The sequence below is a fragment of the Fictibacillus enclensis genome, from assembly GCF_001457035.1.
Classification (GTDB): Bacteria; Bacillota; Bacilli; order Bacillales; family Fictibacillaceae; genus Fictibacillus_C; species Fictibacillus_C enclensis.
The window spans coordinates 1,689,532-1,711,991 of record NZ_KQ758617.1; the positions used below are offsets into that span (position 1 = coordinate 1,689,532).

The 22,460-nt window shown below is 46.1% G+C and carries 25 protein-coding genes; 1 reads left to right on the forward strand and 24 read right to left on the reverse strand.

All coding sequences use genetic code 11. From position 1 onward, the window contains the following. The 19 genes from AS030_RS08655 to AS030_RS08740 all read right to left on the reverse strand — a co-directional run bounded on the left by AS030_RS08655 (position 1) and on the right by AS030_RS08740 (position 17,511). Complete coding sequence (locus AS030_RS08655; RefSeq protein ID WP_061970584.1) at positions 1–1,272, reverse strand: glycosyl hydrolase family 18 protein; 1,272 nt, start codon at positions 1,270–1,272, stop codon at positions 1–3. A gap of 54 nt (positions 1,273–1,326) precedes the next feature. Then, positions 1,327–1,791: a YpoC family protein gene (locus AS030_RS08660; RefSeq protein ID WP_061970587.1), complete on the reverse strand. Its 465-nt coding sequence runs from the start codon at positions 1,789–1,791 to the stop codon at positions 1,327–1,329. Continuing rightward, the gene (gene nth / locus AS030_RS08665; RefSeq protein WP_061970589.1) at positions 1,778–2,464 is read right to left on the reverse strand and encodes an endonuclease III; all 687 of its coding nucleotides are present in this window, start codon (positions 2,462–2,464) and stop codon (positions 1,778–1,780) included. Before nth ends, AS030_RS08660 begins: the two co-directional genes overlap by 14 nt. Before the next feature lie 56 nt (positions 2,465–2,520). After that, positions 2,521–3,240 carry a DnaD domain-containing protein gene (locus AS030_RS08670; protein WP_061971667.1) on the reverse strand — a complete coding sequence of 240 codons (720 nt, stop codon included), beginning with the start codon at positions 3,238–3,240 and terminating at the stop codon, positions 2,521–2,523. Between the two features lie 192 nt (positions 3,241–3,432). Next, positions 3,433–4,725, reverse strand: a complete 1,293-nt coding sequence (asnS, locus tag AS030_RS08675; RefSeq protein WP_061970592.1) for an asparagine--tRNA ligase — start codon at positions 4,723–4,725, stop codon at positions 3,433–3,435. 78 nt (positions 4,726–4,803) lie between these two features. Beyond that, positions 4,804–5,988 (reverse strand): pyridoxal phosphate-dependent aminotransferase, encoded by a 1,185-nt coding sequence (locus AS030_RS08680; protein ID WP_061970594.1) that lies wholly within the window; start codon positions 5,986–5,988, stop codon positions 4,804–4,806. Positions 5,989–6,006: 18 nt separating this feature from the next. Next, entirely contained in the window at positions 6,007–6,486 is a 480-nt protein-coding gene (locus AS030_RS08685) for a hypothetical protein (RefSeq protein ID WP_061970597.1), read from the reverse strand. A gap of 14 nt (positions 6,487–6,500) precedes the next feature. Then, positions 6,501–6,671 (reverse strand): YpmA family protein, encoded by a 171-nt coding sequence (locus tag AS030_RS22975; protein WP_074440488.1) that lies wholly within the window; start codon positions 6,669–6,671, stop codon positions 6,501–6,503. Positions 6,672–6,755: 84 nt separating this feature from the next. Further along, on the reverse strand, positions 6,756–9,566 hold the full coding sequence (gene dinG, locus AS030_RS08690) for an ATP-dependent DNA helicase DinG (protein ID WP_061970600.1): 2,811 nt from the start codon (positions 9,564–9,566) through the stop codon (positions 6,756–6,758). Between the two features lie 83 nt (positions 9,567–9,649). Further along, the gene (gene panD / locus AS030_RS08695) at positions 9,650–10,033 is read right to left on the reverse strand and encodes an aspartate 1-decarboxylase (RefSeq protein ID WP_061970603.1); all 384 of its coding nucleotides are present in this window, start codon (positions 10,031–10,033) and stop codon (positions 9,650–9,652) included. Between the two features lie 8 nt (positions 10,034–10,041). Then, positions 10,042–10,899, reverse strand: a complete 858-nt coding sequence (gene panC, locus AS030_RS08700; protein WP_061970605.1) for a pantoate--beta-alanine ligase — start codon at positions 10,897–10,899, stop codon at positions 10,042–10,044. Between the two features lies 1 nt (position 10,900). Continuing rightward, a complete protein-coding gene (panB, locus tag AS030_RS08705; RefSeq protein WP_061970608.1) occupies positions 10,901–11,734 on the reverse strand; it encodes a 3-methyl-2-oxobutanoate hydroxymethyltransferase in 834 nt (277 codons plus the stop codon). Between the two features lie 207 nt (positions 11,735–11,941). Next, the gene (locus AS030_RS08710) at positions 11,942–12,928 is read right to left on the reverse strand and encodes a biotin--[acetyl-CoA-carboxylase] ligase (RefSeq protein WP_061971669.1); all 987 of its coding nucleotides are present in this window, start codon (positions 12,926–12,928) and stop codon (positions 11,942–11,944) included. Continuing rightward, entirely contained in the window at positions 12,913–14,100 is a 1,188-nt protein-coding gene (locus tag AS030_RS08715) for a CCA tRNA nucleotidyltransferase (protein WP_061970609.1), read from the reverse strand. Before AS030_RS08715 ends, AS030_RS08710 begins: the two co-directional genes overlap by 16 nt. 8 nt (positions 14,101–14,108) lie before the next feature. Then, entirely contained in the window at positions 14,109–15,236 is a 1,128-nt protein-coding gene (gene bshA / locus AS030_RS08720; RefSeq protein WP_061970612.1) for an N-acetyl-alpha-D-glucosaminyl L-malate synthase BshA, read from the reverse strand. A 10-nt stretch (positions 15,237–15,246) separates the two neighbouring features. Then, positions 15,247–15,939 (reverse strand): bacillithiol biosynthesis deacetylase BshB1, encoded by a 693-nt coding sequence (gene bshB1 / locus AS030_RS08725; protein ID WP_061970614.1) that lies wholly within the window; start codon positions 15,937–15,939, stop codon positions 15,247–15,249. Further along, positions 15,936–16,352 (reverse strand): methylglyoxal synthase, encoded by a 417-nt coding sequence (mgsA, locus tag AS030_RS08730; protein ID WP_061970617.1) that lies wholly within the window; start codon positions 16,350–16,352, stop codon positions 15,936–15,938. Before mgsA ends, bshB1 begins: the two co-directional genes overlap by 4 nt. Before the next feature lie 15 nt (positions 16,353–16,367). Next, positions 16,368–17,171 (reverse strand): 4-hydroxy-tetrahydrodipicolinate reductase, encoded by an 804-nt coding sequence (gene dapB, locus AS030_RS08735; protein WP_061970619.1) that lies wholly within the window; start codon positions 17,169–17,171, stop codon positions 16,368–16,370. 1 nt (position 17,172) lies between these two features. After that, entirely contained in the window at positions 17,173–17,511 is a 339-nt protein-coding gene (locus AS030_RS08740; protein WP_061970621.1) for a nucleotide pyrophosphohydrolase, read from the reverse strand. A 144-nt stretch (positions 17,512–17,655) separates the two neighbouring features. On the opposite strand from AS030_RS08740, the gene AS030_RS08745 reads away from it, so the two are divergent. Next, on the forward strand, positions 17,656–18,528 hold the full coding sequence (locus AS030_RS08745; RefSeq protein WP_061970624.1) for a YitT family protein: 873 nt from the start codon (positions 17,656–17,658) through the stop codon (positions 18,526–18,528). A gap of 100 nt (positions 18,529–18,628) precedes the next feature. On the opposite strand, the gene AS030_RS08750 is transcribed toward AS030_RS08745, so the two are convergent. From AS030_RS08750 to qcrB, 5 genes are all read right to left on the reverse strand, one after another. Beyond that, on the reverse strand, positions 18,629–19,306 hold the full coding sequence (locus AS030_RS08750; RefSeq protein WP_061970626.1) for a zinc metallopeptidase: 678 nt from the start codon (positions 19,304–19,306) through the stop codon (positions 18,629–18,631). 71 nt (positions 19,307–19,377) lie between these two features. After that, positions 19,378–20,178, reverse strand: coding sequence for a sporulation protein YpjB (locus AS030_RS08755; protein WP_061970628.1), 801 nt, complete (start codon positions 20,176–20,178; stop codon positions 19,378–19,380). A 62-nt stretch (positions 20,179–20,240) separates the two neighbouring features. Further along, the gene (gene lhaT / locus AS030_RS08760) at positions 20,241–20,822 is read right to left on the reverse strand and encodes a lipoprotein heptaprenylglyceryl N-acetyltransferase LhaT (RefSeq protein WP_061970631.1); all 582 of its coding nucleotides are present in this window, start codon (positions 20,820–20,822) and stop codon (positions 20,241–20,243) included. Between the two features lie 69 nt (positions 20,823–20,891). Then, the gene (locus AS030_RS08765) at positions 20,892–21,650 is read right to left on the reverse strand and encodes a menaquinol-cytochrome c reductase cytochrome b/c subunit (RefSeq protein ID WP_061970634.1); all 759 of its coding nucleotides are present in this window, start codon (positions 21,648–21,650) and stop codon (positions 20,892–20,894) included. A gap of 138 nt (positions 21,651–21,788) precedes the next feature. Continuing rightward, positions 21,789–22,460, reverse strand: coding sequence for a menaquinol-cytochrome c reductase cytochrome b subunit (gene qcrB, locus AS030_RS08770; RefSeq protein ID WP_061970636.1), 672 nt, complete (start codon positions 22,458–22,460; stop codon positions 21,789–21,791).

Here is a 22,460-nt window from a genome sequence, read left to right on the forward strand (position 1 = left end):
TTATGATTGAAAGCGGATGTTGTACCGGTCCTCCAGGTAATTCCACAAACCCGGATAATCAAACGCGAGGTTCCAAAAGCTGGCGCCTCCCAGCTTATACTCATCAATCAGATCAAATTTGGCTTTCATGCTGCGGTAATCCTCGAACCAGACTTTATGCTCTTTCTTTTCTTTATCATAATATACAAAATACGGAGCATGGTCCTTGCTGTCATATTGGATCGCCGCTTTTCGCTTGGCCGCGAGCTGTACAGCCTGAACCGGGCTGAGCGCCTTGGCCTGCGGCCCTCCCTGAACAAAGGGAAGCTTCCAGTCATAGCCGTAAAGGTTGATCCCCATGAGGATTTTGCTTCTCGGAATCACTGTTACCGCATAGTCAATCACTTTTTTCACTTCTGTGAGCGGGCTTACCGGCAATGGAGGACCACCGCTGTATCCCCATTCATATGTCATGAGAATTACATAATCCACGGTTTGTCCATGTGCCTTGTAATCATGGCCTTCATACCAAATGCCTTTTTGTTTTTCTTTGGTCTTGGGAGCAAGAGCTGTAGTGGATATATACCCGTCTTTATGCATACGTTCGGTCATGGCGCGCAGGAACCGGTTATACCGCTCTCTGTTCTCTCCCCCGATATATTCAAAATCCACGTTAACGCCCACATACCCTTTTTCTTTCATGACTTTCGCTGTATTCTCGATCACCTTATTGCTGATGACCTGGTTTTTTAAAATAGTGGTAGCCAGTTCCCTGCTGAACGCTCCATCTTTTATGGTTGTCAATGAAAGAAGCGGACGGACATTTTTTGTTTTGATATCCTGTAAAAACGAGCCATCATCCAAGGGTTTCAGATCACCATTTTCTTTCACTTCATAGCTGAACAAAGAGATATAGCTCAATGCCTTGGCCGCATGATTAAAATTTTCCTGGGACTTATCCGAAGGTTCGGCGAAAGCGTTCGTTGTAATCGTGCGTTTGCGTTTCTGAGGCACAGTGAGTGCGAGCCCTTCCTTCAGCTGGCCTTCCGATACTTCAGGATTTGCCTGCTGAAGTTCAGTTTTCGTAACGCCTAGCTTTGCGGCAATCTTGTCGAACGTGTCTCCTTTTTTCACTTTATATTCAAAAGGCGCAGGAATAAGCAGCGTTTGTCCGACTGCCAGCACATCTTGCTGGCCAAGGGCATTCACTGAAGCAATTTTTTGCCAAGGTAAATTATAAAATTGTGACAGCTTATACAGCGAATCCCCTTTCTTGACGATATGGATTTGCATAACTCCCCCTCCTAGACGTTCTCATGACACATTCTATGTGATAAGAATCTGTCCCTATTCCTTGTGGGGGAAACGGGAATGGGTAGCAACCTTTTTTTCCAGTTCCAAAAACAGCTCATTCAGCTGAATCCACGCTGTAAAATGGGCGGGCCGGTTAATAATCATCTCCAGCCGCTCCACGATATTGACAGGCTTTACCGGGAGGGAGGGCACTGTGTCGTGCCATTGAACCAAATCGTCCACCCTTCTTTTGTTGGACCAATACAGCGCCTGTATGAAACAGCTCAGCTGGCGGATCATGGGGCCTCTTGCTTCCTGGGGCTTCCGCTCTGAAAATAACTGTCTGATCCTCTCACCCTCTGTTTTCCACTGATCAAACTTATTCTGCAGCTGCTCAGGGGACAACGGCCATTGATGCGGAAAGCTAAGGGCCTCTATGTCTTCCCTAAACGGGACTTTTGCCCGGTTATTGTCCTTTCCAAAAAAAAGCGGATGGTTCATGGAATCAGGAATTTTCATCTTTTTTTACAAGTTGAGCTTTTTTGACGCTCAATTTCATTCGTTTTTGGCCCTCCCGGCATAGTTCAAGCAGCGGGCATTCCGGACAGCGCGGACTTTGTGCCTTGCAATGATACCTTCCGAAAAAAATGAGACGGTGATGAGTGATGCCCCACTGTTCTTTAGGCACCTTTTTCATTAATGTTTCTTCAACCTGCAGCACAGAGTCCTTCCATTTGCAGATGGCCAAACGCTTTGTCACCCGTTCCACATGCGTATCCACGGCTATGGCCGGAATGCCAAAGGCAACAGAAACGACAACATTGGCCGTTTTTCTCCCGACACCCGGCAGCTTTGTAAGCTCATCCCGGTCCTCGGGCACCTTGCCGCCATAATCGTTCAGCAGCATATAACACAGCTTTTGTATATTTTTTGCCTTGTTCCGGTACAGTCCTATGGAACGTATATCATCCTGCAATTCCTCAATCGGAACCTTTAGGTAATCATCTGGTGTTTTATATTTGGCAAAGAGCCCCGGTGTGACTTTGTTCACCAGGGCATCTGTACACTGTGCCGATAAAAGAACAGCGATAGTGAGTTCAAAGGGATTGCTGTGATTCAGTTCGCAATGGGCATCGGGAAACATCTCTCCTATGGTATCCAAGCAATAAGCAATCTCTGTTTTATTCAGCATAGTCATCCTCCTGATTTAATACCCTTACATGCAAAAACAGACGAGATTTTCCTCGTCTATGATTGCTCAAGCCAGTTATATACGGGAACAGAGAATTGATTGCGGCTGTCAGAGGATTCTGCCGGCCTGGCCGCATGTTTGTTTTGCCGCGCCCTGAACTTCTCTCCGTACGTTCTGGCTTGTTCTGGTGTTTGTATATTATTCTTCTTCCATTCAAACAGAATCCGGTCGATATAGCGAAAATTAAGCTTACCTGTCATGACTGCTTCCTTTAACGCGGAAATGATCAATGGCGAAGTATGCCTGTCCTGATCGATCCAAATCTTCAGAGTTTCGCATTCCATGGGAGACAGCGGCCGTCCAAATTCCCGTTCAAAAATGGTATAGACACTTTGTTCTTCTTTTTCTTTATTGGCTAAGTCCCGCTCAGCTTCCTGGCCGGAAAGGATAGAAAGCAATTTTTCCCAAAGCGGATTCAGGGAATACGCTTCGTAGTACATGCCTCGTTCATCGTCTTCATATTGGCCGATCTCCAATAACCCCTGCTGGATAAAACCTCTCAGCATTCCCATGCAACGGGTGGGGGTAATACTCATCCTTCCGGAAAGCTCCTCCGGAGTCGGGAAGGGATTCCCCGATTCTATAAATGTATGTACATGCAGAAGTAGCATGCATTCTTCGTCCTGAAGTCCGATGGACCGGTAATGCTTAAACAGAACATGGGGTATTGAAATCGTTCCTTCTGACAGCCATTTCAAAAATAATGCCTTTTCCATCATAACACCCCTTCTTCATCAGTATACCACGAGTAAGCCTTCTTTCCCCAATCATGATGTTGCCGTGAAAACATCGATGAAGCTTAAGACGGATAGGTGTAACCGCCCTACAGACAGGTCCCGGGTGAAAGGTGAAAAACCTCCTTAAAGAGGAGGTTTTTTAAAAGTTTTTTCTAAAGTAAGTTTAAAAAATCAAGGATACAGTCGGTTCAGCAAACGTGGGAACGGAATGGTTTCACGGACATGTTCGGCGCCGGTGATCCAGGCGACAGTACGCTCAAGACCCAGACCAAATCCGGAATGCGGCACACTGCCATATTGGCGGAGCTCAAGATACCATTTGTAGGCATCATCTGTAAGTCCATGCTCTTCATAGCGGGCTTTCATGAGTTCAAGATCGTCAATACGCTGGCTTCCTCCGATGATTTCCCCATAGCCTTCCGGTGCAATCAGGTCGGCGCAAAGCACGACATCATCTCGTTCAGGATGCGGCTTCATATAAAAGGCCTTGATTTCTTTTGGATAATTGGTGATAAAAACAGGCTTGTCAAAACTTTCGGCAATCGCTGTTTCATGAGGCGCACCAAAATCTTCTCCCCACTCGATATCATCAAATCCTTTTTCTTTCAGAAGTGTAATCGCATCATCATAAGAAATCCGCGGAAACGGAGCTTTTACATTTTCAAGCTTGGAAAGATCTCGGCCTAGCACAGTCAGTTCAAGCTTGCAGCGTTCAAGCACGGATTGTACCACATGGCTGACAAACTGCTCCTGAATCTCGAGGGATTCTTCATGCTCCACGAAAGCCATCTCAGGCTCAATCATCCAGAATTCGATCAAATGGCGACGTGTTTTTGACTTTTCGGCACGGAAAGTCGGACCGAACGAGAATACCTTTCCAAGCGCCATGGCTGCAGCTTCCATATACAGCTGTCCGCTTTGAGAAAGATATGCATCTTCGTCAAAATATTTGGTATGGAACAAAGTCGTTGTTCCTTCGGCGGAACTGCCTGTCAAAATAGGCGGGTCGACTTTGATAAATTCATTTTTGTGGAAAAACTCATACATGGACTGAATAATTTCATTTCTGACTTTCATAATCGCATGCTGGCGTTTGGAACGAAGCCAGAGATGGCGGTGATCCATCAGAAACTCTGTGCCATGCTCTTTTGGCGTAATCGGATAATCCACTGCTTCGTTAATGATCTTCACGTCTGAAACAACGAGCTCCACACCTGTTTGAGAGCGGTCATCCTGCTGGACTTTCCCTGTCACATAAAGACTGGTTTCCTGTGTAAGTCCTTTGGCTGTTGTCCAGATGTCTTCAGCCACTTCAGCTTTAACGACCACTCCTTGAACAAAGCCCGTTCCGTCCCGAAGCTGCAAGAATGCAATTTTGCCGCTTGAGCGCTTATTGCTCAGCCAGGCACCGATGGTTACTGTCTCATCGATATGGCTTTTTAATTGGGATATTGTTGTTTTCACGTGACACCCTCCAAATCATTCTATGTATAAGTGATTATCATCTAATCACTTATAAAAATCAAATACCCTCAAAATCTGTTATTTGCTCTTTTTTTCCATGAACCGGGCAATCCGCTCCAAAGCTTCCTCAAATTTTTCAAGGGATGTAGCATAAGAAAGCCTTACATTGTCCGGTGCTCCAAAGCCTGAACCCGGAACAAGCGCAACCTTCTCCTCCTCAAGGAGCGCTGCCACCCATTCATCCACACTGTTAAAGCCGGTCAATCTAACCGCTTCCTTCACATTCGGGAAAAGATAAAACGCACCTTTTGGTTTCACGCATGAAAAGCCCGGAATTTGAATCAGCTTTTCATAAACGGTATTCAGACGGGATTCAAAAGCAATCCTCATTTCTTCCACCGGTTCCTGGCTTTCCTCATAAGCAGCAATCGCGCCATATTGGGAAATCGTGGTCGGATTGGATGTACTGTGGCTGTCCAGGTTGGTCATTGCTTTAATAACCGTACTGTTGCCTGCCGCATAGCCGATCCTCCATCCCGTCATGGAATGGGACTTGGAAACCCCATTAATAATTATGGTCTGTTCTTTCAGCTCCGGAGAAAGCTGGGCAATCGACGTATGCTGTGCACCGCCATAAATTAATTTTTCATAGATTTCATCCGAGATGATAACAATATTATGTTTTAAGCATACTTCCCCGATTTGTCTCAGTTCTTCTTCATTGTACAGAGAGCCTGTTGGATTGCTTGGGGAATTGATGACGATCGCTTTTGTTTTTCCTGTCACCGCTTCTTCCAGCTGTGCAGGTGTAATTTTAAACGCATTGTCTTCCTTGCCTTCCACATAAACCGGTACACCGCCTGCCAGTTTCACCTGCTCGGGGTAGCTCACCCAGTACGGTGTTGGAATAATGACCTCGTCTCCGTCGTTTAGTAAAACCTGAAAAAGTGAATAGAGCGATTGTTTCGCTCCCGTTCCAACTACAATTTCCTGAGGCGAATAGTCAAGATTCTGGTCTTTCTTGAATTTTTCTGCAATCACCTTTTTAAGGGCAGGCAGGCCTCCGGAAGCGGTATACTTCGTATGCCCTTCCTTCATGGCCCGGTAGGCAGCCTCAATGATGTGTTCAGGGGTATTAAAGTCCGGTTCTCCTGCGCCCAGTCCAATCACATTATGCCCCTCTGCTTTTAATGCATTCGCTTTTGCCGTGATGGCCAGTGTTGTAGATGGTGTAAGTGCTTTTACTCGGTTTGCCAGTTCCATTCTTCTCATCCCTCACTTTTAGATTTCTTGCTTGATGCTGTATTTTTTATAGCGTTCTCCTGTTTGGAAATCGCCGTAGTAAAACGTATACCTTCCGTTATCATCCAGATAAACGGCTTCCCATACCACCTGGTTGTTCTCCATTCCAAGCCGGAGATTCACCCATTCCTTTGGTTTGAGGTTTTTGTCCACATATTTCTTCATTTGCTGCTTTGTCAGGCCATCACTTTGTTTTACCAGTTTGGTCTTGCCTTTGTTATTAACCAGCACATATACCTTCCCATACTTGCCGGAGGTGCCGCTTAGCACATTCAGCGCCTGATTGCCGTGATAATAATCCATCTGGTGAACCTTTAAATGATAATCGTTTTGTGCGGCCTGTACTGCTCTCTCCTGTTCCGCATCACGGTTTAAAAGAATCTTATTATACAGTGAAATGCTCTGCCAGAGGATAATTACGATACAGGCTATCCCCAGAATAATCCACCATTTTTTCATCTCGTGCACCCTTTTTATGTTTTGTAGATGGTAAATATCATATTATTTTCATCCTGTTCATCGAGTGCCAGACCGAACATGACATCTTTGTGTTTCAATGTTTTGTTTAATTCGGTCACAACCTTGTAAAGGTCAGGCGATTTGCTGATCTTCACAGTGGAAAGAACTTTGATTCTGCTCTCCAAACCTGCTGCCTCCTTACCCAATTCCATCTCGTAACTTACTATATCAGACTTCTGCCATTTTTGGACAGGCAATCTCCATCTATTTTATGACGGATCGAGCCATCCTTCAAGATCGGTCAGCAGGTCGGCCATCAGACCCTTTTGCACGGGTACCGGCGGCAGAGAAGTAACGAACGATTTGCCGTAGCGCGTCTCTGTTATCCTTCTGTCGAGAACAAACACGACACCCTTATCCCTTTGTGTACGGACCAATCGTCCAAACCCCTGCTTGAAGCGGATAATGGCCTGCGGGAGGGAAAGCTCCATAAACGGATTGCCTCCGTCTTTCTTAAGTTTATCTGCCCGGGCTGCCGTGACCGGATTATCAGGCGGCGCAAACGGAAGCCGGATGATGACAAGACAGGACAGATCTTCGCCGGGAATGTCGATCCCCTCCCAAAAACTGCTTGTGCCAAACAGAATCGACTGTTCAAATTTCTTGAAATTCTTCGTCAACCGTGCCCGGCTTCCGCTGTCAATTCCCTGTCCAAACAGGACAAACTCGTCTGAATCCGAAATGTTTTTGAACACATTGTAGGTTTCCCTAAGCATGTCACTCGAGGTAAACAGAACAAGCATTCTGCCTCTGGTTACTTTGGCAATATTGTAAAGCTGCCGTGCAATAACGGCAACAAAGGTTTCCTGGTCCACTTCATTGATGAGCGGAACATCCTCAGGTACCATGAACTTCACCTGCTGATCGTAAGAGAACGGTGATGGAAGATTAGCAGTCATTGGCCCAAAATCATCTAGACCCAGCCGGGAGGTCATATACTGAAACGAATTTCTGACCGACAGCGTTGCCGAAGTAAGAACCGCGCTGTTCTTTTTGGCAAAAAATTCATCAGCCAGCATATCCCCGATCACGATCGGTTTGCTGTAAAGATACACGGCATTTTTTGCGCCCTTCGCCTCCACCTCAAGCCAGAATACTTCATCATCGTTCACCTCCCATAACAGGTGACGCAGTTTTTCCTTTTCCTCTTGCAGCTGGTTTCTCACACCATTAAAATCAGCGACAAGCCCTTTTTGTTTAAAGTTGAAATGGTCTTCTTTTTCATCGCACAGCTGTGCCGTCTTTTTTAACAGCTTTTCCAGATCATTGACTTCAAAATGAACACGCTGGGACATCTCCATGATCGCCTGCCAGGCTACGCGTTTTCCTTCCCGTTCACCGTACCGGTAGCTCACTCGGCCAAAGTCGTTCATACTGCTTTTTTTGGCTTCAAGCACATAGTCACGAAGGGTACGGAACAACTCATCTAGCTCCATTTTAAGATCTGGAAGCTTAAGGGCGATTTTGTCCAGGGCCTCTTCCAGTCCTGTCACTTCTGCGGCCTCTGTCAGTTCGTAAAGCTTTTGCACAAGCCCGTTATCTTCCTTTGTCCCCATCCGTTCAAGCAACCTTGCAAACACAAAATAATCCGTTTGAACGCCGAAATGGTCGCTTACCACTTCCTCCACATGATGGGCTTCGTCAATAATTACCTCCTTGTAAGAAGGCAGCAGCTGGGCGTCGGATTTTACATCGGTAAACAAAAGAGCATGGTTTGTGATGACAAGGTCCGACACCATGGCCTCTTTTCGTTTACGATGATAAAAACATCTGGAAAACCAGGGACACCGCTGATTCAGGCATGAGCCCGAATCGCTTTTCACCTGTTGCCAGAACAGCTTGCCGCCTGATGCAAGGTTTAACTCTTCAACATCGCCCTGGGTGGTTTCAGTCAGCCAGACGAGCAGTTGGGCCTTCGTCAGATTCGTATCGTAATTATCATCGTAGCTGTCATCCAGTGATTGTTCAAACTTGCGCAGGCACAGATAGTTATTGCGGCCTTTCAGGACTGTGGCATGAAATGGGAACGGCAAAATGTTCTTCAGAATGGGAATATCCCGCTCCATAAGCTGCTGCTGAAGCTGAATCGTATGTGTACTGATGACGATCGGCCGGTCATGCTGCTTTCCGTACACCAAGGAAGGGATAAGGTAGCCAAGCGACTTTCCAACACCTGTTCCGGCTTCAATCACGGCATGCTGATGATCTTCCATGGCTTCAAAAACCATACCGATCATCTTTTGCTGACTTTCTCTTGTTTCATAATGTTCCATTTCCTCCGCAAGGGTGCGAAGCAATGATTGAGAATCTACGCCGGCGTCTGCTCCGATGTCCTCTTTTTCAACCGGTGAAAAAGATTTGATCGCGAGCTGCCGGAAATAATCCATTCCTTCCTCATCTTCTATTCTGGAAGACTTCGAAATGATGATGTCCTTTACGATTTCCTCCAGACTGCTCTGCATCTTTTTCAAAAAGGGTTCAAGTCGCTGAAGCGTCAAGAGCGGAAGAGTGTTGAGCTTATCGAGCAGCTGAACGAGCAAATGTGCGGTTACTTCCGCGTCACTATCGGCCTGATGCGGGTTTTCATGGACAATACCCAGGTAATCTGCCAACTGCCCCAGCTGATAGCTGTCGGCCTGCAGCAATAAAACTCTGGAAAGTTCCACGGTGTCAATCATTGGTCCGGAAAATCGCCGGTACCCGCTGTTTTCAAACTCTTCCTGCAAAAAGTTCAAATCAAATAATACGTTATGGGCGACGAAATAAGATCCTTCAAGCATCTGTAAAATGGCCGGTGCAATCTCTTCAAACAAAGGGGCATCCGTAACCATCTCATCATTGATCCCGGTAAGCTGCTCAATAAACGGAGGAATGGGGATTTCCGGGTTCACAAAGGAAGAAAAACGGTCAACGATTATGTCATTTTCAACCACCACAGCTCCGATCTGAATGATCCGGTCTCCGCGTGCGGGGGAGTTTCCAGTCGTTTCTACATCAATCACAACATAACGGTTGTTCATCCTTTTCACCTCGGGTCAAACGGCATGCACTTATAAGCAGTGCAGCTCTTGTATGTAAATAGAAAAACCCCTTGAAGAAGGGGTTAAAGAATCGTTGAAGCCGGTTCATAACCTAATATTTCTGTAATACGGTTGTTTTCATCCATGATCGCAACCCTTGGCTGATGAGCCGCGGTTTCCTCTTCAGAAAGCATGCAGTATGAAATCACAATAATAACATCGCGTTCCTGCACAAGGCGTGCAGCTGCACCATTCAGGCACATCACTCCGGTTCCTCGGGGACCGGGAATAATGTAGGTTTCAAATCTTGCCCCATTATTATTGTTGACGATTTGCACCTTTTCGTTTGGAACCATGTTAACCGCATCAAGAATATCTTCATCTATCGTTATGCTTCCCACGTAATTCAAGTTCGATTCGGTTACACGGGCGCGATGGATCTTGCCTTTCATCATTGTTCTGTACATAACATCACCTATAGTTCCCTTTCCTTGGGTGTAATCAGTAGATTATCAATCAGCCTGGCATTCTTATACTGGACGGCAAGCGCGATGATCATGGTTTGCGTGGAGTAGGGAACTTCCTCAAGTTCAGGGTAGGAAAGAATCTCAAAATAATCGACATTTCCGCTTGTTTCTGTCTCTACATACTCTACCATTTTTTCTTTCACAAGTGTAATATTTTTCTCTTTTTCCAGGAGTTCTGCTGCCAATTTCAACGAGCGGAATAATACAGGCGCTTCTCTTCTCTCCTGCGGTGATAAGTAAACGTTTCTCGAGCTTTTTGCCAGACCATCCTCTTCCCGCACAGTCGGGCAGGCCACCAGCTCCATTGGATAATTCAAATCGGTAATCAATCCTTCAACAACCGCCACCTGCTGAGCATCCTTCATTCCGAAATAAGCTCTTGTAGGGGAAACAATGTGAAACAGTTTGGAAAGAACGGTTGCCACTCCATCGAAGTGCCCTTCCCTTGTTTTCCCACAAAGTGCTTGAACCCTTCTTTTCACGTGCAAAACGACAGATGGGTTATTCGGATACATCTCATGCACTTCCGGATAAAATACTACGTCAACCGCATTGTTTATCGCCACATTTTCATCCCGTGCAAAATCCCTTGGATACCGTTCAAAATCTTCATTTGGTCCAAATTGAAGCGGATTGACAAAAATGCTGATAACCACACAATCATTTTCTTTTCGTGCTCTGTCCATAAGAGCTCCATGCCCTTCATGAAGATACCCCATCGTCGGAACAAACCCGATGCTCTTTCCTGCTGCCAATTGTGCTTGGCTGTAGGCGCTCATCTTTTGGATGCTTTTTATGATTTTCAATTTATTTCCCCCCATACAGCGCTTGTGCTTCTTCTGGTTTCATGGAAAACGAATGCGCTTCATCAGGAAAGGTTCCGGCTTTCACTTCGGAAACATACGTTTCAATCCCTTTCAGCATCGGATGGGCGGAGTGGGCAAACATTTTCACAAATTTCGGTATATGGTGAAAACCATATCCGATCAAATCATGGTAGACAAGCACCTGACCGTCCGTTTCACTACCTGCTCCAATGCCAATCACCGGTATTTTGATCGATTCGGAAATCAGTTGTGCGAGCTGCTTAGGCACACATTCGAGAACAAGAGCAAAGGCTCCGGCGTCCTCTACCCGTTTCGCATCATCAAATAGCTGCCTGGCCTGTGCGGATTCTCTTCCCTGTACTTTATAGCCGCCCAGCACACCGGCCGTCTGCGGCGTAAGACCAAGATGGCCGATAACAGGAACGCCGCCTTCCACCAGATAGCGGATGGTCTCGATGACGCTTTTTCCTCCCTCAAGTTTAAGGGCCTGTGAACCTGTTTCCTGCATGATTCTCATGGCGTTTTTAACGGTCTCAGCCCTTGTGCCGTGATAGCTCATGAACGGCATATCGGTGACAATAAAGGTATCTGGCGCTCCCCGTTTTACCGCTTTGGCATGGTGGATCATGTCATCCACGGTAACCGGAACGGTTGAGTCATATCCAAGAACCACCATCCCGAGCGAATCACCCACCAGAATCACATCCACTTCTGCTCTTTGAGCCAGTTGGGCAGATGGGTAATCATAGGCTGTCACCATTGCGATCTTTTCCTTGTTTTGCTTCATTGCAAGAAAACTTTGAGTCGTTTTCATCCTTACTCCTCCTTTTTTAAGGAGGCACAGAGGAAAAACCCCTCGAAGTAATCAGAGGGGTTTTAAAGTACGTGTGTTTCTGCAATCCCTCTGTCCCGGTCCTTTATGGATCTAGGCAGATTAATACGTTAATCTTTCCTTCTCAGAAAGTGCAGTTCCTAAATGCAGGATACCGCCTTTTCTACACCTATTACTTTACCACAATATTCAGGTTCCGGGAATCTCAATGTCAGCCGAATAAATCGGGTGGATGTTCCCTTCATCATCCTCAAGAAGCAAAATTCCATCATCAGTAATGCCTTTTGCGATGCCTTCAATCTGCTGATTGAGGGTGCGCACGCGAATGCGCCGTCCGATGCTGTTTGCGTAGCTTTCCCACATAAGCTTCACGAGCGCGAATCCGTTGTTTAAATAATCATGATAAAGTTCTTCCATTTCTTTAAGAATGGATGAAATGAGTTCTGCCCGTTTGATTTCTTTTCCTGATTCTATTTTCAGGGAGGTGGCAATATCCTTGAGCTCGTCGTTAAAATCGTCACGTCCCACGTTTACATTAATACCTGGGCCGATAATGACCGCATGTACACGGTCGGATTCCGCCTGCAGTTCCGTTAAGATTCCGACAACCTTTTTACCATTAACCAGAATGTCGTTCGGCCATTTGATCTCCGGACGGAGACCGGTAACTTTCGAGATGGCTTTGGTGATGCCGACCGCTGCAAGCAGGGTAAGCTGGGGAGCCTTTTGGAGAGGAATGTCCGGGCGAAGAATGAGGCTCATCCAGACTCCTGTTCCTTTTGGCGACTGCCATTGGCGTCCGAGACGCCCGCGTCCGCCGGTCTGTTCATCGGCAACCACCAGCGTTCCTTCATACGCACCAGACTGTGAAAGCCGTTGAGCAATCTCTTGTGTACTTTTAACAGATTCCTCGTACACTATTGTCCTCCCGAGAACCTCTGTTTTGAGCCGCGCATTGATTTCTGCCGCTGTGACTCGGTCAGGTGCAGATTGGATCCGGTATCCCTTGCGAGGCACCGCTTCAATCACATATCCTTCCTTGCGCAATTCCTCAATATGCTTCCAGATCGCTGTGCGCGAACAGCTCAGTTTATCGCTGATTTGCTGTCCCGAAACATACTCCCCCTCATTGTTCATGAGCATCTGCAGCAAATGCTGTCTCATTTTCCCTTCCAACTCCTTACCCAACTCAGAATTTCCTCTTTATTGTTTTGCACTGTCTTTTCGACGACACCTTTTTCAATTTCACCAAGAATCTCCTGAATCCAGGGTCCCTTTTCCCTTTCAAACGATTTCACAATGTCCCGCCCATTGACTGCCAGTTGCTTTCTCGAATGGATGGGCAGTCTGCGATAGGATTCCTGTAGCTTGCTGAGCTCTTCATTGGCCTTTTTCCCCTGCAGCAGATTCCTTATCCGTAAACATGACACAGCCCGTTCCTCGCCTAGTTCGTACAAATACACCGGCTTCCGTACATCCTTGTCCAAAAAACGGAAGAGCAGACCAACCTCCCGGATGAGGGCATTGGACCGTTTCCAGGCTTTTAAAAAACCAGTCAAATCAGAAGCCCCAAGCAAAAAAAGAAGAGCCGCCCATCTTTCTTCATCCTTTTCTAAACCGGTCCACCCAAATGAAGAAAGCGAGTCCGCCCTGTCTTTGTATCTCTCGAGTTCTGGCAATGAAGAAGAAAATCCTTCTTCAAAGATAAACGCCAGGCAGATTGGAGCATCCATCCCCCGAAGCAGCTTAGTAAACTCGACTGCAAGCCGTTCTACCGCAATTTCCCTTAATTCTTTGGACAAGGACACACAGGCCATTTTCGTTTGGGTTTCAAGCGAAAACCCTATGACCGACCAAAACCGGAGGGCTCTCATGATTCTAAGAGGGTCCTCAAGGAATCGTTTAACAGGATTTCCGACGGTTTTTATGAGCTGATTTTGAAGATCCTGTCTGCCGCCAAAAGGGTCATAAATTGTCCCGAACCGGTCCATGGCCATTGCATTGATGGTAAAATCTCTTCTTGCCAGATCCTCTTCCAGGGAATCAATATATTCGACAGACGAAGGATGACGGCGGTCCACATACTTCCCTTCTTTTCTGAACGTTGTCACTTCATATGAAACCGCCCCATGCCGAACAATCACCGTTCCGTGTTCAATACCGACGGGGATTGTTTTTGGAAATAGAGAAGAAACCTCCACCGGAAGCGCGGAAGTGGCAATATCAATATCCCCCATTTTCCTGTCCAGCAGAAGATCACGGATACAGCCGCCAACCATATAAGCCTGAAACCCTGCCTCTTCCAGCCTGTCCATAATATATTGTGCACCTTCAAAAAGATCTTTCATTTGGCATCCTATCCTTTTAAAACGCTATAGTATAGCTGCTCATAATCTTCCACGATCTTGGAAGAATGAAAATGATCTCTTACATGCTGCATCGCCTGATAGGAAAATCTCTGTTGTTTGCTTTCATCCGTCAGAATGGAAAGCGATGCACGGGCGATACCATCGATGTCTCCCAGTTTACAAATATACCCCGTTTCTCCGTCCAGAATTACTTCTGGTATTCCGCCGATGTTCGTCCCAACGACAGGTACTCCACAAGCCATTGCTTCAAGCAGAACCAGCCCAAAGCTCTCTTTCTCAGAAAGGAGAAGCTTCAAGTCGCTTATAGAAAATAATTCAGCCACATTTTCCTGCTTTCCTAGGAAGAGAACATGTTCTTCAATGTTCAGGTCCTGGACCAGCTTGCAGGCGACCGTAAATTCCGGACCGTTTCCAATCAACAGAAGTTTTGCTGGAATTTCGCTTACGATTTTATGAAACGCCTTAATAACATCAGGTACCCGTTTAACGTTCCGGAAGTTGGAAATATGAATAATGACCTTTTCTTCCGGTTTGATGCCATATCCTTTCTTCAGATGGCTCGCATCCTGCTTAAAATATTCCCGTTCATCTACAAAGTTATAGATGGGATAAATCTCATTTTCCACGCCTAGCAGGCGATATGTATCATTTTTCAAACTATTGGATACTGCCGTTACAGCATCCGACTTTTCAATCCCGAATTTGATCATCTCTTTCAGAGAAGGATCATATCCAAGAACTGTAATGTCAGTCCCATGGAGGGTGGTAACAATCTTTAGCTGTTCACCTGCCATCTGCTTCGCCAAAAAGGCACACACCGCGTGCGGTATCGCATAATGCGCATGGATAATATCCAGCTTTTCACGCTTGGCGACCTCCGCCATTTTACTCGCCAATGCCAAATCGTACGGCGGATATTTAAAGACGGAATAATTGTTGACTTCCACTTCATGATAAAAGATATTTGCATACACTTTTCCAAGGCGGAAGGGCAGGGCAGAGGTAATAAAATGTATCTCATGCCCTTTTTCAGCCAGCAGTTTTCCAAGCTCAGTAGCTACAACCCCGGATCCGCCGACAGTAGGATAACATGTAATTCCAATTTTCAGCTTCATTTGGTTCTCCTTACAATGTCTTTAATAAATAAGGCTTTTTGGTAATGAACCCTTCCGCGTAGGCGACACCCGCTTCAAAGCCAAACATCTTTTCCCTGGCGCTGACCGATTCAATGTATCCATTAACAAGCGGTGTAGCAAAGCTTTCATCGCTTTTAACGAATTGGCTTTCATAACAATTCAGCGCCGCCACCTTTTTTTCAAAAACAGACGATATATCAACGAGCAGATGAGGCTTGTGGAAACCGTTGATAAAATAAAAATAAATATTTTTCACCCTGTGTGGAGGCAGACCCTCGGGATCCGCAACATTTTTCACACCAGCGGAAAATGCCGCTTCTTCCACAAGTTTTGAACAATTGCCATGGTCCGGATGGCGGTCCTTCGGATAAGGAACAAAAATGCTGTCCGGTTTTACTTTTCGAATGACCGTCACGATCGACGCGATATGGTCCTCTTTCAGTAAGATACCGCGGTCGGGAAGTCCAAGATTCAGCCGTTCGGTTACACCAAGCACGTCAGCAGCCTTCTTTGCTTCTTCTTTCCTTCGCTCCACCGTACCGTTAGATGAAAGTTCGGCCTGGGTAAGGTCGCAAATGGTAACCCTTCCTCCATTGGCCGTGTGATTCGCAATGGAACCGCTCATTCCAATTTCAACATCGTCCGAATGAGCGCCAAACGCGAGCCAGCTTTCTTGTCTCATGATGATTGCCCTTCTCTCTCTCTAATAATGGTTCTCCAATTGAAATCGCCGCGCTCCATGGCCCGGATGAACAGTTCTCCACTCGCCACGTTCGTCGCTACCGGAATCTGGTAAACATCACAGAGGCGAATGAGCGCGGAAATGTCGGGTTCGTGCGCCTGTGCGGTTAACGGATCACGAAAAAATAGAACAAGATCCATCTCGTTCTGCGCAATTAACGCACCGATCTGCTGATCGCCACCAAGGGGACCGGATTGAAATCTGTGGATATTCAGCCCGGAAGCATCCATGATTTTTTGTCCTGTAGTGCCTGTTGCAAACAATTCATGCTTCTTCAAAATCGGTTCATAAGCAACTGAAAAATTAATCATTTCCTGTTTTTTATTATCATGCGCCACCAACGCAATTCTCATCGTTCCCCACCCTTTTTATTCAATAATATTTTCCAAGCCGTAAACAAGATGATCCACATTCATGACCGCTTCGACCGCCAGCTTGACACCAGGCATGAATGAAGCCCGGTTCATGGAATCGTGCTTAATGGTCAGCGTTTGTCCTTCTCCACCCATAACGACTTCCTGATGCGCAACAAGCCCAGGCAAGCGAATACTGTGAATCCGGATTCCATCGAGTTCGGCGCCTCTTGCTCCTTTAATGTCTTCTCTTTCGTCAGGGTGCCCCTGTTGTTTGGATTCCCTGACCTCACGAATCAACTGTGCAGTTTTCAGAGCTGTTCCTGACGGGGCATCCAGTTTTTGGTCATGATGCTTTTCAATAATCTCGATATCCGGAAGGTACCTTGAAGCCATCTGCGCAAATTTCATCATCAAAACGGCACCAACGGCAAAGTTTGGTGCAATAATAGCGCCCAGTTCACGCTCGGATGCGAGGTTTTTCAAGCGTTCAAGATCTTCGTCTGAAAAACCGGTAGTTCCGATTACCGGGCGAACATTGTGCTCCAGCGCCTGTTCAAGATGAATTTTTCCCACATCGGGTTTTGTCAAGTCAATCAGGACATCCGGATGGATTTCCGAAAAACACCTTGGCGCATCCTCATATACCGGAATATCAAGCGCAGGCATGCCCGAGACATCCTTCAGCTTCATGCCTTCATTTCTTGAATCAATAACCGCAACAAGTTTAAAATGCGGGGTTTCTGTTACCATCCGGACAGCCTCGCTCCCCATCTTTCCTCGTGGTCCTGCAATGACGATAGAAATTTCCTTGTTCATCTTATTGTTCCTCTCCTTCTTCAATCCGTGTCCAACGGTCTTTATCTCTTGTATTGAATTTTTTCATGACCAAATCAAACGATTTTTCCATACTAATATTGAGTGAATTGGCAAAACATAGTAAGACGAAGAAAAGATCGCCGAGTTCCTCTTCGATCGTCTGTTCTTTTTCGGTTGATTTTTTTGGTTTTTCCCCATAATAGTGGTTAACTTCACGGGCAAGCTCGCCAAGCTCTTCGGTCATTCGGGCGGTCATGGCCAGTGGGCTGAAATAGCCTTCTTTGAACTGGCTGATGTATGTATCAACTTCTTTTTGCATTTCTTGCATGGTCTTGTTCATCGTATATCACCTCATGTTCAATCCTACGTTAATGTTAGCGGAGAATAAAGCATTTGACAAATTTCTTGAGCGATTGAACGGCCCCCGTTTTTGCTTTATAATGAAAACGCCATCAAGGCGACGCAACAGAATCAGGAGGCACGTATGACTTTTCCCATCCGCATCAAAAACGTCTTTTTTATCTTGTTGGGCTCCGCCATCTTTTCTTTTGGCATCGTGCATTTCAACATGCAGAACAATCTGGCAGAAGGCGGTTTTACCGGCATTACCCTTATTCTTTACTTTTTGTTTCATATCGACCCTTCGTATTCTAATCTGGCGCTCAACCTCCCGCTTTTTTTTGTTGGCTGGAAGCTGCTTGGAAAAAACGCATTCATTTATACGTTGATCGGTACGCTTGGTGTGTCTCTTTTTCTTTACCTTTTTCAGCGTTTCTCTTCTCTCAGGGTTGACCTGAAACAAGATATGCCCCTCGCAGCCCTGTTCGCTGGCGTTTTTATCGGCATCGGACTCGGCATTATTTTCCGCTATGGCGGAACAACAGGCGGAGTGGATATCATTGCACGGCTCGGTCATAAATTTATGGGATGGAGCATGGGGAAAACAATGTTCATGTTTGATTTCGTCGTCATTTCCCTCTCGCTTGTCTATCTCGATTATAAAGAAGCCATGTATACCCTCGTCGCCGTATTTGTCGGCGCAAGGGTGATTGATTTCATGCAGGAAGGCGCGTATGCCGGAAAAGCAGCGATGATCATCTCCGAAAAAAACACCGAAATCGCTGCCCTGATCATGAAAGAAATGGACCGGGGAGCTACCCTTCTTACGGCCAAGGGAAGCTTTACCGGCACACAGAAGGAAGTGCTGTACTGTGTATTCGCCCGTAATGAAATCGTCCGTCTCAAGCAGGTTATTGAACGAGTCGATCCGCACGCCTTCGTGACCGTCAACGACGTTCACGAAGTCCTCGGAGAAGGCTTCACACTCGACGCAGACAAAAACCCAATAGGATTATAAGAAAAGCTGAGGCGTCCGCCTAGAAGCGCAGACGTTGGAGGCTTTGAACACAAATACGCGACACAAAAAACCTCCGCATTCTGCGGAGGTTTTATCAATTTTAATCATCATTATTCATGCCAACGAACATGAGCACAAAGCGCAAAAGTTCGAGAACGGCAACGAGCGCAGCTGCCACGTATGTGAGTGCAGCGGCATTCAGCACTTTTCTAGCCTGTCGTTCTTCGTTATTACGGATCATGCCGGTGGATACAATCTGGTCCATCGCCCGGCTGCTGGCGTTAAATTCTACCGGCAGGGTCACCAGCTGAAACAGCACAGCTGCGGCCATAAAGACAATACCGACCAACAGCAGGTTAGCTGATGTGAAGAGTATACCCGCTAAAATCAGAAGATACGAAAAGTTGGACCCGAGATTAGCAACAGGCACCAATGCATGCCGAAAGCGAAGCGGTGCATAGCTTTCTTTGTCCTGGATCGCATGTCCCACTTCATGGGCAGCGACAGCAGAGCCGGCAATTGAATGGCCGTAATAGTTTTCTTCCGATAAACGTACCACTTTTGTACGCGGGTCATAATGGTCGGACAGCCTGCCGCCAATCGGCTCAACTGCCACATTGTACAACCCGTTTTGGTCCAATATTTCACGGGCGACTTCAGCTCCCGTTTTTCCTGTAGAGTTTTCAACTTTTGAATATTTATTGTAGGTGCTTTTCACTTTCATTTGTGCCCAAAGCGGGATAATCAACAAAAGTGCAAAGTAGATGAGAAAAGACATTTATGGCATTCCTCCACTATTATTTATACTTTAATTTTATTAATCTGCAGCTCTTATGTCAATTAGAACGCTCATTCCTCCGGCCACTCTACTGCCTTTTCACTCTCTGTCTCTGCTTTATATTTTCTCCATCCGACATAAAATAATGTAGAGAAAATAATGCCTCCGATCGAAAAAATCAGCCAAAATAAAGAAGGATCTGAAGTGTCTTCTTTTGCATCAAACAGTTTTTCAAAATCTCCCTGAATCGAAGTGAGTTTTTCGCGGCTCTCCTTCGATGAAATCATGTTAGTTCTTGTGTTTTCGATATATTCCACATCCCGGTCGACCTGGTCAAAGACGGCTTCTGTCACGTCCATGCTCACAGCGGGGCGGATCATGTTGTAATTCGCCAAAAATTCGTTTGCAGCCTCCTGAAATGACTGATCTTCCTTCTTTTTTAGAGAAAGCTGCATCGATTTAATCGGGTTCATGATTTGGTACTCCGTCTGTTTCCACAGTGGCTGATGGTCTGAAACCAGAGCGTCCATAAGCAGCCGGACGCCGGTCAAGCGGCTGATTTTCACATCACGGGTTTCCTCTGCCCTGCCCAGAGCTTCTATCGTATTCTCCATGGTCATGTCCACCATTCGGATTTTGTCATCCGCGAGATCACTATTTGCCACATCTTTGCCAAACTGGGATGACATATAGAAGAGAACCTCGCTTGCTTCTTTATACCGTTCTTCCTTGGCAAGCTCCAGCGCTTTATCGGACAATTGAGTAACATTGTCAAAGTCTGGATGCTGGCCGCTGCCGATTGCATGCACAGCAGCCGGCATCAAAAGCAGAAAAGCGCTTAACGCTGCAACGGTTTTTCGTTTTATTCCCATTCCTGTCCCTCCCATACGGTATAACCCATCATATGAGAAAACGGACAAGGATAGACCTCTATTTACCCGCGATGCTGTACGTCACGGGTTAGCACATAGATCAGTGCAACTGAAAATGCGCTCAACCAGAAGGTCAGGTAGCCGATCAGTTGCATATGGTCGGCGAGTATATCGTAACGGGGCATCATTCCGTAAACATAGTCAATCATCTCATTATGGAACACCCACAGAGCGGCAACAGCCATGTGGCGAAGCCGGATCTTATAATATGAGGCGTACAAAAGTCCTTCTATGGCCATCCCCAAATGTGAAAATATCAACATGTAGCTTTCCCAATACAGCGGGGGAGCCACCAGGCCGCCAGCAATGTTCATTCCCACCGCCCATATGCCATATTTAAATAAGCTGACGGCGGCCAGTGCTTCGATATACGGAATATTTTTTCCGAACAGAAATGCAATAAGTACAAAGACAAAGAACAGACTTGCTGTAGGGCTGTCCGGCACAAAAAGAACAAATTTCAGCGGCGTCGCTGCCAGCTGGTCTTTATACCAGTAGTATCCATAAGCTGTCCCGATTATGTTGACAATCAGCAAACAGGTTAAAAACCACCTTTGCTTCAGGATTCCGTAAAGATAGATCATTTCTTTTCTCCTAACATGGCTGAATGATGTAAAAAAAAGCCGACTATAGAAGCCAGCTTTTTTCCATTGCTATTTTTCCAGTTTAGATATAAAGTTAGCCAATTTTTTTAAATCTTCTTCATTGCCCTTGTAAGCGTTGGCAGGCATCGCTCCACGGCCTTCCTTGGCAATTTTCATAATATCCTCAGGCTTTAGCCCGGTTCCGATCAGAGATGGACCCGTTCCGCCCGACAGCTCTGATCCGTGACAGCCTACACATGACTGACTTTTAAACACTTGATAACCAGGATCATTTTTATCAATATTGGTCTTAACGATCTTCCCTTGCTCTTTTGCCTTTTCCCAGTCATGGGTTACAACGGACTCCCACGTCAGATATGTAACGGAAATTAGTGCAATAAGCATTAAACCTGTTGCAACCGGCCGTTTCGAAGGACGTCTTTCAGCCCCTCTGTCCAGCCATGGGGCAAGCATCAATGCTCCAAACGCAAGACCCGGAATAACAATGGTACCGATTAATACATAATCACCGGCAGCATACTTGTATTTCAATAGCTGGTACAAGAAAAGGAAATACCAGTCAGGAAGCGGGATATACCCGGCATCTGTGGGATCTGCCTTACGCTCCAGCGGAGATTCGTGCGAAATGGTTAAGATTAAATACCCTATTAAAAAGACGGCACCTACCATCCATTCTTTTAAAAGGAAGTTTGGCCAGAATGCTTCTGTCTTTCCGGGATACTCTGAATAATCTTTTGGAATGTTTGGCTTTCGCTCTGCAGGGACACGCGAGTCGCCTACAAATCTCATTCCTTTGCCTCGATGCATCTTTCTCCCTCCCTTTTCGTAGCGTCTGGAAGCTTTCTAAATCAACAGTGGACGCTTCCAAAAGCCAACATCCTCTCTTTACCTGAAAGAGCGGTTTCAAGCTGAATTTTAAAAATAAAGATAATTAAGAAAACAGTTTTACAGCGGTCCGGAGATCCCCTGTTTACGAATCATGATAAAATGGGCTCCCATCAGCGCCAAAAGTGCAGCCGGCAGGAAGAAAACGTGAATGGCAAAGAAGCGTGTCAGCGTCTGTGCCCCGATAATTTCTCCTCCAGCAAGGAAGGTTTTTGCAATCGGTCCAATAACGGGAATTGTTTCAGCAATCTGGATCCCAACCTTCGTTGCGAATAGCGCTTTCATATCCCAAGGCAGCAAGTACCCTGTGAAACCAAGACCAAGCATAACGAAAAAGATCAATACTCCTACCACCCAGTTCAATTCACGAGGCTTCTTATATGCTCCCTGGAAGAATACGCGTAAAGTATGTAAAAACATCATAACAATTACCAAGCTGGCTCCCCAGTGATGCATTCCCCTAACAATGACACCGAATGCCACTTGATTCTGCAGATAATACACAGATTCCCAGGCATTTACAATATCCGGAACATAGTACATGGTCAAGAACATTCCAGACAGTATTTGGATGACGGTAATGAAAAACGTCAATCCTCCAAAACAATAAACAAACGCGGAAAAATGATGGGCGGGATTCACGTGCTCAGGCACTTCATGGTCAGCCACATCTCGCCAGAGCGGCGTAATATCCAAACGCTCGTCTACCCAGTCGTAAATCTTTTGCAGCAC